Annotated in this window: 14 protein-coding genes and 1 tRNA gene; 8 read left to right on the forward strand and 7 right to left on the reverse strand. The window is 63.2% G+C overall.

Features of this window, described 5'->3' with window-relative positions; genetic code table 11:
• Positions 1-285 precede the first annotated feature (285 nt).
• Together H2LOC_RS06715 and H2LOC_RS06720 are read right to left on the reverse strand one after the other, a co-directional pair.
• Positions 286-1,026: a glycerophosphodiester phosphodiesterase family protein gene (locus H2LOC_RS06715; protein WP_246207038.1), complete on the reverse strand. Its 741-nt coding sequence runs from the start codon at positions 1,024-1,026 to the stop codon at positions 286-288.
• A 23-nt stretch (positions 1,027-1,049) separates the two neighbouring features.
• A complete protein-coding gene (locus tag H2LOC_RS06720; protein WP_136495696.1) occupies positions 1,050-1,532 on the reverse strand; it encodes a RidA family protein in 483 nt (160 codons plus the stop codon).
• Between the two features lie 109 nt (positions 1,533-1,641).
• Between H2LOC_RS06720 and H2LOC_RS06725 the strand changes: the two genes are divergently transcribed.
• Both H2LOC_RS06725 and rnd read left to right on the forward strand, forming a co-directional pair.
• On the forward strand, positions 1,642-2,463 hold the full coding sequence (locus H2LOC_RS06725) for a cell envelope integrity EipB family protein (protein WP_136495697.1): 822 nt from the start codon (positions 1,642-1,644) through the stop codon (positions 2,461-2,463).
• A 91-nt stretch (positions 2,464-2,554) separates the two neighbouring features.
• Positions 2,555-3,724 carry a ribonuclease D gene (gene rnd / locus H2LOC_RS06730; protein WP_136495698.1) on the forward strand — a complete coding sequence of 390 codons (1,170 nt, stop codon included), beginning with the start codon at positions 2,555-2,557 and terminating at the stop codon, positions 3,722-3,724.
• A 184-nt stretch (positions 3,725-3,908) separates the two neighbouring features.
• Here rnd and H2LOC_RS06735 read toward each other — a convergent pair whose 3' ends face one another.
• On the reverse strand, positions 3,909-4,232 hold the full coding sequence (locus tag H2LOC_RS06735) for a DUF3572 domain-containing protein (protein ID WP_136495699.1): 324 nt from the start codon (positions 4,230-4,232) through the stop codon (positions 3,909-3,911).
• Between the two features lie 113 nt (positions 4,233-4,345).
• On the opposite strand from H2LOC_RS06735, the gene H2LOC_RS06740 reads away from it, so the two are divergent.
• Both H2LOC_RS06740 and H2LOC_RS06745 read left to right on the forward strand, forming a co-directional pair.
• On the forward strand, positions 4,346-4,717 hold the full coding sequence (locus H2LOC_RS06740; RefSeq protein ID WP_136495700.1) for a response regulator: 372 nt from the start codon (positions 4,346-4,348) through the stop codon (positions 4,715-4,717).
• A gap of 15 nt (positions 4,718-4,732) precedes the next feature.
• Positions 4,733-6,103, forward strand: a complete 1,371-nt coding sequence (locus H2LOC_RS06745; protein ID WP_136495701.1) for a PleD family two-component system response regulator — start codon at positions 4,733-4,735, stop codon at positions 6,101-6,103.
• 16 nt (positions 6,104-6,119) lie between these two features.
• Here H2LOC_RS06745 and pap read toward each other — a convergent pair whose 3' ends face one another.
• Complete coding sequence (gene pap, locus H2LOC_RS06750; RefSeq protein ID WP_162009709.1) at positions 6,120-7,610, reverse strand: polyphosphate:AMP phosphotransferase; 1,491 nt, start codon at positions 7,608-7,610, stop codon at positions 6,120-6,122.
• A gap of 83 nt (positions 7,611-7,693) precedes the next feature.
• Between pap and H2LOC_RS06755 the strand changes: the two genes are divergently transcribed.
• The 3 genes from H2LOC_RS06755 to H2LOC_RS06765 all read left to right on the forward strand — a co-directional run bounded on the left by H2LOC_RS06755 (position 7,694) and on the right by H2LOC_RS06765 (position 9,164).
• Positions 7,694-7,770: transfer RNA gene (locus H2LOC_RS06755), tRNA-Arg, on the forward strand.
• Between the two features lie 437 nt (positions 7,771-8,207).
• On the forward strand, positions 8,208-8,657 hold the full coding sequence (locus H2LOC_RS06760) for a response regulator (protein ID WP_136495703.1): 450 nt from the start codon (positions 8,208-8,210) through the stop codon (positions 8,655-8,657).
• Between the two features lie 129 nt (positions 8,658-8,786).
• A complete protein-coding gene (locus tag H2LOC_RS06765; RefSeq protein WP_246207040.1) occupies positions 8,787-9,164 on the forward strand; it encodes a DUF983 domain-containing protein in 378 nt (125 codons plus the stop codon).
• 25 nt (positions 9,165-9,189) lie between these two features.
• Here the strand turns inward: H2LOC_RS06765 and H2LOC_RS06770 are convergent, their stop codons facing one another.
• Positions 9,190-9,390 carry a hypothetical protein gene (locus H2LOC_RS06770; protein ID WP_136495705.1) on the reverse strand — a complete coding sequence of 67 codons (201 nt, stop codon included), beginning with the start codon at positions 9,388-9,390 and terminating at the stop codon, positions 9,190-9,192.
• A 371-nt stretch (positions 9,391-9,761) separates the two neighbouring features.
• On the opposite strand from H2LOC_RS06770, the gene H2LOC_RS06775 reads away from it, so the two are divergent.
• On the forward strand, positions 9,762-10,049 hold the full coding sequence (locus H2LOC_RS06775; protein ID WP_136495706.1) for a helix-turn-helix domain-containing protein: 288 nt from the start codon (positions 9,762-9,764) through the stop codon (positions 10,047-10,049).
• A 44-nt stretch (positions 10,050-10,093) separates the two neighbouring features.
• Here H2LOC_RS06775 and adh read toward each other — a convergent pair whose 3' ends face one another.
• Positions 10,094-11,611 (reverse strand): aldehyde dehydrogenase, encoded by a 1,518-nt coding sequence (gene adh, locus H2LOC_RS06780; protein WP_136495707.1) that lies wholly within the window; start codon positions 11,609-11,611, stop codon positions 10,094-10,096.
• 172 nt (positions 11,612-11,783) lie between these two features.
• Positions 11,784-13,004 carry a chromate efflux transporter gene (gene chrA, locus H2LOC_RS06785; protein WP_136495708.1) on the reverse strand — a complete coding sequence of 407 codons (1,221 nt, stop codon included), beginning with the start codon at positions 13,002-13,004 and terminating at the stop codon, positions 11,784-11,786.
• Between the last annotated feature and the right edge of the window lie 2 nt (positions 13,005-13,006).

Raw genomic sequence — 13,006 nt, forward strand, 5'->3', positions numbered from 1 at the left:
CCGCATCGTTCCAAAATCGCGCGGCCGGCCGAAGACGGCGGACGGACGCGCAAAGGCGAAGCAGGCGGCTGTTTTTTGAATTGGCCCGGCTATAGCCCATGAACGAATCGAACGCGAATGTTTTCAGCGCCCACGCTGAAGGCGGCTTCAGGACGGCTCCCAAAACACGCATGATCACGGGCGTTTGGAGCGCGCTCGACTCTGTTTGAGCAGAATGCGCCCCAATCCTCGCAGGGTCGCACTTTTCCCAAGTCGTCAGGCGTTTCCGCCCGGCTTGAAAATGTTTTACGGCCGGAAGCCCTCGAAAACGATCTGATCCGCCCATTTTGCGGCGATTTCGGCCTGCTCGGCGTCGCGAACCGTCCAGACCGTCAGCGGCAGCTTCAGCCCTTCTCGCCACAGCACCGCCGCCACATGGGGCAGGTCGTCCACATTGAACGACAGGAACTCCGGTCGGCTGCGCGAAAAATGCAGCCACTGGGCGAGTTCGACGCGCCGCGAAGCCGGGAGCTCCGGCCACTCGCTCTCGGAATAGAAGGCCTGGGCCACCAATCCCACCGGAATCGCCTCGATTCCCATCGCCTTACGGTGCTCGCGCAGGAAAGCGATCGGATCGGGATCGAAGCTCTCGATCGCGACGGGGCCGCTGTAGCCGAGGAGCAGCTCGCCGACCCGGCGCGCCAGCGCGAGATTGCCGTCGAAGCTGGATTTGAGCTCCACGACGAGCGGAACGCGCCCCTGAACCGCTTCCAACAGCTCAGAGAGGAACGGCACGCCCTCGCCCGAGCCTTTGAGCGCCAAGGCGGCAAGCTCGCGAGCGGTCATGTCGCAGACGCGCCCGGCGGCGCCGGTGAGGCGGCCAAGGAGATCGTCGTGGAAGACGACGGCCTCGCCGTCCGCGCTCAATTGCACGTCGCATTCGATGGCGTAGCCGGCCGCCGCCGCCGCCCGCGCCGCGCCGAGGGAGTTCTCGACCACGCCCGCTTCGGCGTCATGCAGCCCGCGATGCGCGATGGGGACCGACACGAGCCAATCCAGATTGCGGCCGTTCACTCCAGAATCTCAAAGATTCCCTCGATCTCGACGGCCACGTCGAGCGGCAATTGCGCAACGCCCACGGCGAAACGCGCATGTTTCCCGTTTTCTCCGAGAACATTGGCGACGAGATCGGAAGCGCCGTTGACCACCTGAGGCAATTGGCCGAAATCCGGGGCGCTGTTGACATAGCCGCCGAGGCGCACCGCCCGAAGCCTGGAAAGGTCGCCCACAGCGGCGCTCGCCTGCGCCAGCACGTTCAGGGCCGCGAGCCGCGCCGCCGCCTGCCCGGCTTCGAGCGAAACGCCCGCGCCCAGCTTGCCCCGATGCGCGGGATCGACCGCCCCGTCCCGCAGCGGGAGCTGGCCGGATACGAACAGGAGACTGCCGGCGCGGGAATAGGGCGTGTAATTGGCGACGGGGGCCGCCGCCTGCGGCAGCGACAGACCGAGCGCCTGGAGCCGTCCGAGCGGAGAATCGTGCGTGGCGGCTGTCATATCGTCTGGCCTCCCAAAGTTGCAATTGCGCGCCGCGACCGTAGTTTTATATGCTCTGCGATGCAATCGCCGACCGGCGCGATCCGGCCGCGTTCAAAGGCTGAGCTAAATGGCTTTTTCCCGTTATCTGGTTTTTTCGACGCTCGTCCTCGCAATCTGTGGCGGCGCGGCCCGCGGCGAACCGGCCCCGCCGCTCGTTCCGCACCGTGCGGTTTATGAATTGAGCCTTCTGAAAAGCACGGGCGCGAAAGCCCCTACCGCCGCCCATGGACGCATCGCCTTCGACTTCGGCGGCTCCGCCTGCGAAGGCTATGTGCAGAACTTTCGGCAAATCACGGAGCTGCAGCCCGAAGAAGGGACCGCGCGCGTCTCGGACCTGAAGTCCGCGACGTTCGAGGCCGGAGACGGACAGACCTATCGGTTCAGGATCACCACCAGCTCGGGCGATTCCGCCGGCCAGGATCTGGACGGCGCAGCCCAAAAGGCCAGCTCCAAAGTCGCGATCGAGCTGAAACGGCCGAATCGGGCCAAAAGCGAATTCGGAGGCCCGGTCCTGTTCCCGACAGAACATATGCGCAATATCCTGTCCTCGGCGCGCGCCGGTGAGAATTTGCTCGAAGCCCGGGTTTTCGACGGCTCGGGCGACGGCTCCAAACCCTACGATACGCTCGCCGTCATCGGAAAACCGCTGACCGGCCCCGCCGCCGAGAAACCGTCCCAGATCGAGACGCTCAAATCCCTGCGCCGCTGGCCGGTGTCCATCTCCTATTTCGAAACCGGCCAGAAAGATCAGCAGCCGGCCTATGTGCTGTCCTTCGATCTCTATGAAAACGGGGTTTCCCGGGCGCTCAAGCTGGACTACGGCGACTTCGTGCTCGCCGGCGAAATGACCGAGCTTACGCTGCTTCCGGTTCCCAAATGCGAGAAATAGCCCGACCGTTTGCGCCGTCGCCGGAGCGCCGAGGCGGCGGCGCTCTTCAAGGGACTTTAGAGCCCGCAAAAAATGCTTTAGAATAAATTCAATGAGCCTCGTCACCACCACCGATCAACTTGCCGCGATTTGCGACCGTCTTGCGAAGCATCCCTTCGTGACGGTCGACACCGAGTTTTTACGCGAGACCACATTCTGGCCGAAAGTCTGCGTGATTCAGCTCGCCTCCCCGGATGAAGCCGTCGCGATCGACACTTTGTCCGAGGGCATGGACCTCTCCCCGTTCTTCGACCTGATGTCGAACGAATCAGTGGTCAAGGTCTTCCATGCCGCCCGCCAGGATGTGGAAATCGTCTGGCGTCTCGCCCGCATCATACCCAAGCCCCTGTTCGACACCCAGGTCGCCGCCATGGTCTGCGGCTTCGGAGAACAGGTTTCCTATGTAGAGCTGGTGAAGAGCGTAACGAGGGTCAATCTGGATAAATCGTCCCGATTTACCGACTGGTCGCGCCGCCCGCTTTCGGACGCCCAGGTCAGCTACGCCATAGCGGACGTCACCCATCTACGGGAAATCTATAAGCATCTGCTGTCGCGGCTGGATCGCTCAAAGCGTCTCGACTGGCTCGCCGACGAGATGGAAACCCTGACCTCGCCGGCGACCTACGAACAGCATCCCGACGACGCATGGGAGAGGCTGCGGCACAGGGCGCGCAAGCCCCGCGACCTCGCCGTGCTGATGGAGCTCGCCGCATGGCGGGAGATCGAAGCCCAGGGCCGCGACATCCCGCGCTCGCGGGTTCTCAAGGACGACGTCCTGCTCGAAATCGCACAGGCCGCTCCGCGCAGCCTCGAAGCCCTGGCCAACCTCAGGGCCTTTCCGCGCGGCATGGAGCGCTCGCGGTCGGGAGCCGATATCGTGGCCGCGATCGAGCGCGGCCTCGCCCGCGATCCCTCCAGCCTGCCGCGCATCGAGCGCGAGAGACGCAACAACAACGGCGCCACCGTCGAGCTCCTGAAGGTGCTGCTGCGCCAGGTCGCCGAGGAAACCGGGGTGGCGGCCAAGATGATCGCCACCGTCGACGATCTCGAAGCCATCGCCAACGACGACAACGCCGACGTGAGCGCGTTGCGAGGCTGGCGCCGGATCATCTTCGGCGAAAAGGCCATCGAACTCAAACGCGGTCGCCTCGCCCTCGCCGTCGAGAACGGCAAGGTCGTCACCTTCGATTGGCGGGACGCCGACGTTCCCGCGGCCGGTTGACCGGCCTCGGGACGATATCCGCGCGAGCATTCGCGCCGCCGCCTTTGCGCCCGAAGCGCAGCGGGAAAGAGCGAATCGCCCTGCCCCGCCCGCTTCGCGGTGAAGCCCTGAGGCGCGCCCGGCGCGCAATCGCTCCAGGGGTCGAGCGCATCCCCCAAAAGCCGGCAGACTCCCGCCGCGATCCCTACGACGGGTCGCCCCCGCCCAGGGCGCGGCGCGCATGAGATATGAGTTCCGGCGCGACATTCGAAATACGCGCGAACTCGAGAAGCAGCGCTTCGTGGCCGGCGAGATGGTCCAGAACCGCAAGCAGAAACAAAGGCTGTGGGGCCAAGGCCGGAAGGTCGCCGGCGTCGACGCCGGTCAGCCGCAGAAACCTTTCAATTCGATCGTTCTCCTCGACCAGAAAGGCGAGCGCCTGCAAACCGAGGGTTTCCGCCTCTTCGCGAGTGGGAAGGGCGCGGGACCTGGAGCTGTGGGGAGTACTAATATCGTTTGCCATTCTCATTTCATCAATCTTCCTCCTTTACACCACGAACTCAACAAAGGTAGCCGTAGGGCCTCGGGCGCCCATCGGACACGTTCGAGATGTATCCACAGTTGAAAGAAAAGTCGCTCGCCATGGCGAAAACCGTCCTCATCGTAGAGGATAACGAACTCAACATGAAACTCTTCAACGACCTGTTGGAGAGAAACGGCCACGTCACCCTGCGGACGAAGAGCGGCGTCGAAGCCATCAACCTCGCCCGGGAGCACCGACCCGATCTCATTTTGATGGATATCCAGCTGCCCGAGGTCTCGGGACTCGAAGTCACGCGATGGATCAAGGACGACGAGAACCTGCGGACCATTCCGGTCATCGCCATCACGGCTTTCGCGATGAAGGGCGACGAGGAAAAAATCCGGCAGGGCGGCTGTGAAGCTTACCTTTCGAAACCCATATCCGTAGCCAAGTTCCTAGAGACGGTTAACTCATTTCTTGCTGACAGGTAAGAGGATCGAAGCACCATGACCGCGCGTGTGCTCATCGTCGACGATCTGCTTCCCAACATCAAATTGTTGGAAGCCCGGCTGACGGCCGAATATTTCGACGTGATATCCGCGACCAACGGATTTGAGGCGCTCGACCTGTGCCGCCAGGGGCGCTGCGACATCGTTCTCCTGGACGTCATGATGCCGGGTATGGACGGCTTTGAAGTTTGCCGCAGATTGAAGGCCGATCCGGCGACCGTCCACCTGCCCGTGGTGATGGTGACCGCCCTCGACCAGCCCGCCGACCGCGTGCGCGGCCTCGAAGCCGGAGCCGACGATTTCCTGACCAAACCCGTCGACGAGATCGCGCTCATCGCTCGCGTGCGATCCTTGTCGCGTCTCAAAGTGATGCTCGACGAACTGCGCGCCCGAGTCATCACCTCCGCCAATCTCGGCCTCAAGGACGCGGCCGATCTGGTCCGCGCCAACGCAGGCGACAACGGCCGTATCCTGCTGGTCGAAGATCGCGCCAGTTCAGCCGAACGCATCGTCGCCGCCCTGGAGGGCGTGCATGAGGTCGAGGTGGAGAGGGTGCCGCAGGACGCGCTCATTCGCGCGGCCGAAGGCGATTTCGACATGGTGATCGTCGGACTGGCTCTCGCCAATTTCGACGCCCTGCGCCTTTGCAGCCAGCTGCGCTCGCTGGAGCGCACCAGAGCGCTGCCCATCCTCCTCGTCGCCGAAGAAGAAGAACGGGCGAGGATCTTGCGCGGCCTCGATCTCGGCGTGAACGACTATATTCTGCGCCCGATCGACCGCAACGAGCTGCTGGCCCGCGTCCGCACCCAGTTGCGCCGCAAGCGCTACGCCGACACGTTGCGGGAGAATGTCCAGGCCGCTTTCGAGCTCGCCATCGTCGATGCGCTGACGGGGCTGCACAACCGGCGCTACCTCGAAACCCACCTTTCGAGCGAGCTGGATCAGGCGGCGCAGAACGGACGTCCGCTGTCGCTGATGATTCTCGACGTCGACCACTTCAAATCGGTCAACGACACCTACGGCCACGACGCCGGCGACGAGGTGCTGAAAGGCCTCGCCCAGCGCATCCGGCGCGTGGTGCGCAGCGCCGATCTGGTTTGCCGGCTGGGCGGCGAGGAGTTCGTCATCGTGATGCCGGACACCTCTCTCGCCGTCGCGGGCAAAGTGGCCGAAAGAGTCCGCGCGGCGGTGGAGATGGAGCAATTCCTGATCGACGCCAAGGGAAACTCGATCCCCGTCACGATCTCGGTGGGCCTCGCCGAGCGCGGCGCGGACGCCAATCCGGACGCGCTGCTGAGGCGCGCGGACAAGGCGCTCTATAATTCCAAGACGACCGGCCGCAACAGAGTGACTCTCGCGGCCGCCTGATCGCGGGCCACCCCTCCTATAGTTCGGCTTCGAGCCGGTCGACGATCGTCTGCAACACCTTCAGCCGCGCGAATTTCTTGTCGTTGGCCTCGACCAGGGTCCAAGGCGCGCGCTGTGAGCTGGTGCGGTCGATCATGTCATTGGCGGCTTCTTCGTAGAGCCCCCATTTTTCCCGGTTGCGCCAGTCTTCCTTGGTGATCTTGTATCTTTTGGTGGGCCGCGCCTCACGGTCTTCGAACCGCCTGAGCTGCTCTTCCTGAGTGATGGCCAGCCAGAATTTCACCACGCTCAGCCGCGCCCGGTCGAGCTGATGCTCGAAATCATTGATCTCCTGATAGGCCCGCATCCAGTCCTCCCGCGAACACAGGCCCTCGACCCGTTCGACCAGAACGCGTCCATACCAGCTGCGATCGAAGATGGAGACATGGCCGATTCGCGGAATATTGCGCCAGAAGCGCCAGAGATATGGACGCGCCCGCTCCTCGTCGGTCGGGGCGGCGACCCCGTTGACGCGGAACTGGCGCGGGTCCAGCGCGGCGCGCACGCGGCGGATGGCCCCGCCCTTGCCCGCAGCGTCATTGCCCTCGAAAAGCAGCACGAGGCCCCGCTTCTGGAATTTTCTTCCGGTGGTCAGTTCGGTGATGCGGCTCTGAAGCCGGGCCAATTCGTCGGAATAGCTCTCGGGGTCGGCGCGTTGCGTCATGTCCAGCGAGCCAACCAGGCTGGAGCGAGGCAGAGCGACGAGCGAGGCCGGATCGCGAGGAACGGCCTGCGCCGCGGGAGCGGTCTCGACATTGGCGCGCTCCAGCGCCTGCAGCAGAAGATCGGCCACGGCGGCGTCGCGATAGCGCGCATCGTCGGCGGCGATGACCGCCCAGGGCGCATAGCCGGTGGAAGTTCTCTCCACCATATCCAGCGCCGCTCGCGTCAGGCGTTGGCGTTCCTTGCCCTTGAGCGTGTCCTCCCATTCGATGACCGTGGCGCGGCGCAGGGCGCCGCTGGTCTTCCTTATTTTCGTGAGGCGGCGGTGGGCTTTTTCCTGCTCCATGAAAAGCAGGACCTTGACGACGATCACGCCTTCCTGGGACAGCATTTCCTCGGCGCGATTGATTTCCTCGAGCGCCGCCTGGAAGCCGTCGCGGCCGGTCTTTCCCGTGGCCCGCAGCAGCAGCGCGCGGTGATGCCATGAGCCCAGCACCAGCCCGATGCGGCCGTAGCCCGGCATGTCCCGCCAATAGCGCCATTCGAGCGGGCGCTCCCGCTCTTCGTCGGTCGGCTCGCCATAGGAGAGCGTTTCGAGATAATGGTCGTCCAGCCACTCGTAGAGCCGGTTGAGCACCTCGCCCTTGCCGGCGCCGTCCGAACCGTTGATGACCAGCAGGATGGTTTTCTTTTTGCGCTGCTGAAGCTCGAATTGCGCGTCGAGCAGCTTCTCCCGCAACTGCTCGCTAACCTCTTCAAACTGTTGCTTATCAAGGCTATGAGGCAAGCGGACGGAGTCGAACATCGCAGGATCTCCAGGCGGGCGGAAAAAAGATTCTAAACAGAAAACCTTGCAAAAATACGCTCCTTGGCTAGACATGAATAGCGGGTCTCGTAGCTCAGCAGGATAGAGCAGCGGTTTCCTAAACCGAAGGTCACAGGTTCGAATCCTGTCGAGACCGCCATAAATTCAACGGGCAATAGCAGTCCGCGCGAAATCCCTGCCCTTTCCCGCGCCGCAAAAGCTCAAGCGCTAGAGCATGTTCCCGGAACGTGCGAAGCGGTTTCTGGGGACATGCTCGGTCAATCAGATTCGGAGCGCGTTCGACTGCGTTTAAGCCGGACGCACTCTCAGTGTAGCGCCGCGAAGGGAAGCCGCCACCCTTCGAAGGGTCTTCGGCGAGCCGGTCGCCCAGCGGCATTTTGCCGCGCCCACGGGGGCCTTGCTGTCACACAAATCTTTGTTTGAAACACCCAACTGCTTTTTGCGCTCGCGGCGCCCAAGCGTCCGCCACGTCTCAATCTTAGGCGTTAGGTATTTACGCGTATAGCCTCTTTTTCGATCATTCCTTAGCTGCAATGGGTCTCAAATCGAAAAGCAAAAAGCAAAGCGAGGCCTCTGATGGGGCGTGAATGCCGCCACTGCGATCTCAACTGCAGGATTTTGCAGGTTGACGACGATCCGGATGTCGCCGACTCACAAACGCTTCTCTGGCGCTGCCTGGGGGCGGACGCACGAGCCGTCTACGACGGCGAAACGGCGCTGGCGATGATCCTCGAGTTCAAGCCGCATATGGTCGTCATGGACATCGGCATGCCCGGCATGGACGGCTGCGAAACCGCGCGCCGCATTCGACAAATGCCGGAAGGGAAAAATCTCGTGCTCGCCGCATTGACGGCATGGGGTCACGACGAAGCTCGCCGGCGGACCGCAGAAGCCGGTTTCGACCATCATTTCGTCAAACCCTTAGGCGCTGAAGCGCTGGAAAACCTGCTGGCGTCGTTGCGTCCGGTCTGCAACTCGAGCCCGTCACGGACCCGGAACGACCCTTTTGCGGGAATGTTCATCTGACTGGAGCTCCGGGTCGCGGGCGCGCAACGCAGACTGTTTCGATCGGCCCTTATGGCGATCGTAAACAGGCGGCGGTATAAGCGCCTTCACGCCGCATTGCGCCGCGCCGCCGCGAAGGAGAAACCGGCTTTGTCAGAGCAGAACACGACCGTCGCAGCGCCCGGCCTGGCCGAGACGCTTTGGAAGGGCGCAAAGCTCACCTGCCCCCGCTGCGGCGAGGGCAAGCTGTTTTCGAGCTATCTGAAGAGAAAAGACGCCTGCGACGCCTGCGGCGAAAGCTTTCTGGGGCTCGACGCGGACGACGGGCCCGCCTGGCTCACGATCGGGATCGTGGCGCATATCGTGATCCCGCTCCTGTGGCTCCTGGAGCGGGATGGTTCACTGTCCTACGGAACGGAATTCGCGATTCTCGCAGCCGTCACCATCGGCGCGACGCTGCTCACGCTTCCTTTCGCCAAGGGACTCTTCATCGCCGCGCTTTGGCGCATCAGGCGAGACGGGCGATAGGCCGCGGAGCCCGCGCTTTGCGGTTTCAATGCGGGTCGAAGGGCGTGCGGCCATTGGCGATCGCGTGACTTTTGCGGGCCTTGCGACGGGCCGCGGAAGCACGCTCGAACTGGGCGAGGAAATCATCCCCGCGCGGCTGGACGGCGGAGCGAGGGGCCTCGGTTTCTCGTCTGGCGCTGTCTCTGGCGAGATAGTCGAGACGAGCGATGTAAAGCAGCTCAAGCATGATCGCCTCCTCAAGAAACCGCAACGGGCATCAAGCGCGCTGTGAAAAGCAGGAACCGGTTCTAAGCAAAAAGCGCGCTAAAACACCCTTCAGAATCGACCGAGACATTTGCGTTCTGGCCCAAGCCTAAACGCGGCGTGATAAACAGCAACACTAATTCGTAAAATTATAGACAACAATCCCCGCATCAAGCGCGTGCGGGGTAAGTATTGAACGAAGCGCAGAGAAATCCTGCCGGCTTTCGGGCAAATGCGCCGCGGCATCGCCGACTTGCTGAGCGCTCTGGCTGCGCCATTTAATTTTGCAAATTTTCATTTCAAGGCGTCGTGGACGCCGCGGCGTGCGGCGTCCCTACGCGAAGGAGACATCAGATGACTCCCGCGCAATGCCGCGCCGGACGCGGATTGCTCGACTGGACGAGGCAAGCCCTCGCCGAAGCCGCGCATATCGACAAGGAAACCATCGAACGTTTCGAAGACAGATATTCAATGCCGCAAACGGCGACCGTTCTCGCGCTGAAACGCGCGCTCGAGACCGGCGGCGTGATCTTCGTCGACGAAGACGGCCAGGGCGCCGGCGTGAGGCTGCGAAAGTCGAAATCCTACGGCAGGCCGACCGTGATACCGCTGGATGAATTAAACGCCCAGAACGACGAGTAAAGCGCTCCGGATGGAGCGCGGGCGACCCCGCGCTCCATGTTTTTTTAGAAGAAGCCGACCTTCTTTGGATTATAGCTGACCAGAATGTTTTTGGTCTGCTGGTAATGTTCCAGCATCATCTTGTGGTTCTCGCGGCCGATGCCTGATTGCTTGTAGCCGCCGAAAGCCGCATGAGCCGGATAGGCGTGATAGCAATTGGTCCAGACGCGGCCGGCCTGGATGGCGCGGCCGAATCTGTAACAGCGGTTGATGTCGCGGCTCCAGACTCCGGCGCCGAGGCCATAGAGCGTGTCGTTCGCGATCCGCAGCGCTTCGTCGTCGTTCTTGAATGTCGCGACCGCGAGCACCGGACCGAAAATCTCCTCCTGGAACACGCGCATCTTGTTGTGGCCGCGCAGCACGGTGGGCTGGACATAAAAACCGCCCGCGAGGTCCCCCGGAAGATCGTTGCGCGCGCCGCCGATCAGAAGCTCGGCGCCCTCCTGGGCTCCGATCTGGATGTAGCTCAGGATTTTTTCGAGCTGGTCGTTCGAGGCCTGGGCGCCGATCATCGTCGAGGGATCGAGCGGGTCACCCTGCTTGATCGCCTTCACGCGCTGCAAGGCGCGCTCGATGAAGCGCTCGTAGATCGACTCCTCGATGAGCGCGCGGCTCGGACAGGTGCAGACCTCGCCCTGGTTGAAGGCGAACATCACAAAGCCCTCGATCGCCTTGTCGAGGAAATCGTCGTCTTCGGCCATGACGTCGGCAAAGAAGATATTGGGCGATTTTCCGCCGAGCTCCAGCGTCACCGGAATGAGGTTCTCGCTGGCGTATTGCATGATCAGCCGGCCCGTCGTGGTCTCGCCGGTGAAGGCGATCTTGGCGATGCGCGGGCTGGAGGCCAACGGCTTGCCGGCCTCGAGGCCAAAGCCGTTGACGACATTGATCACGCCCGGCGGCAGCAGATCGCCGATCAGCTCCATCAGGACCATGATGCTCGCCGGGGTCTGCTCGGCCGGCTTCATCACCACGCAATTGCCGGCGGCGAGCGCCGGGGCGAGCTTCCACACCGCCATCAGCAGCGGGAAATTCCAGGGGATGATCTGGCCGACGACGCCGAGCGGCTCATGGAAATGATAGGCGATGGTGTCGCTGTCGATCTCGCTGACGCCGCCCTCCTGCGCCCGCACGGCGCCGGCGAAATAGCGGAAATGGTCGATCGCCAGCGGCACGTCGGCCAGAGTGGTCTCGCGGATCGGCTTGCCGTTGTCCCAGGTTTCGGCCAGCGCGAGCAGGTCGAGATTGTCCTGCATCTTTTGGGCGACGGCGATCAGCGCATTGGCGCGTTCCGCCGGGCTCGCCTTGCCCCAGGCTTCGCGCGCCGCATGAGCGGCGTCGAGGGCGAGTTCGATGTCTTCTTTCTGCGAGCGCGCCACCTCGCAGATTTTTCCGCCCGTGATCGGGGAAAGATTATCGAAGTAACGCCCTCCGACCGGCTCCACGAATTTGCCGCCGATAAAATTCCCATAGCGCTCCCTGAAGGGCGCGGCGCGCGAGACGCGAAGCTCCGGCTTGTTCATTGCGTTTCCCCTGGCGTTTGATTTTGAGAGCGAAAAGCTCCTGCTTCGCGATCTAGCGCCCGCCGACGCGGGTCAAGTGCAAGGACGGCTTTTCCTGCAGTCGCAGAATATGAACGGGGACCCGAAGCCAAGCGCAATGTGGCTCATTACCGCGGATGAGATCAGGCCGGCGCTATTTGACCATTGCGAGAACGGTGGCGCCGAGCGCGCCGAAAACCACCACCGCCCAGGGCGGCGCCCGCCAGAACACGAGCAGCAGGAAGGCGAGAACGCCGAGGCCGAAATCTGCGGGAGAGAAAATCGCGCTGGTCCAGACCGGCGTGTAGAGCGCCCCAAGCAAAACCCCGACGACGGTCGCGTTTACGCCCTTGAGCGCCGATTGAACCCCTGCGCGATGACGTAGCTCGCCCCAAAATGGCAAAGCCCCGATCAGGAGAAGGAAAGACGGCAGATAGATCGCCGCGAGGCAGACGAGGCCTCCGATCCAGCCATTGGGGGCAGATTTCATCGCGGTCCCGAGATAGGCCGCGAAGGCGAACAGCGGACCGGGAACGGCTTGCGCCGCGCCATAGCCGGCCAGAAAGGCGTCGTTGTCGATCCAGCCGCGCGGAACGACGGCCTGCTGCAGCAGCGGCAGCACCACATGCCCGCCGCCGAAAACGAGCGAGCCCGCGCGATAAAAACTGCTGATCAGCGCGATGGTGCGGTCGGCGGTCGCTTCCGCCAGCGCCGGCAGCCCGAAAAGCAGAGCAACGAACAGCGCGATGGAGGCGATGGCCATCCCGCGGCCGACGGGAATAGCGAGCGGAGCGCCGGCCTCCTTGCTCGACCCCGGAAGCAGGAGCCGGCCGATCGCGCCACCCGCCAATATGGCGCCGATCTGGCCGAGGGCCGACGGAACCGCCAATGTCAGCAGCGTCGCCGCCACAGCCATCGTCGCCCGCTCACGATCCGGACAGAGGTTGCGCGCCATGCCCCAGACCGCTTGCGCGACCACCGCGACCGCCACGATCTTGAGACCGTGCAGCCAGGCCACCTGCGATAGATCGCCGAGCGCCCCGACGCCGTAAGCGAAGGCGATGAGGGCGATCGCCGAAGGCGCGGTGAAGCCGACCCATGCCGCGAGCGCGCCTGCAATGCCGCCACGGAGCATGCCGAGAATAATTCCGACCTGACTGCTCGCGGGCCCCGGCAGAAACTGACAAAGCGCTATGATGTCGGTGTAGGAGGCCTCATCCAGCCATTTGCGGCGCTCGACGAATTCGGAGCGGAAATAGCCGAGATGGGCGATCGGTCCGCCGAAGCTCGTGACGCCGAGGCGCAGAAACGCCGCGAACACTTCCAGAAAGGCGCCCTCCCGCCGGGAAGGCGCCACCGCTCTACCGGCTTTCATGA

The organism is Methylocystis heyeri, from assembly GCF_004802635.2.
Classification (GTDB): domain Bacteria; phylum Pseudomonadota; class Alphaproteobacteria; order Rhizobiales; family Beijerinckiaceae; genus Methylocystis; species Methylocystis heyeri.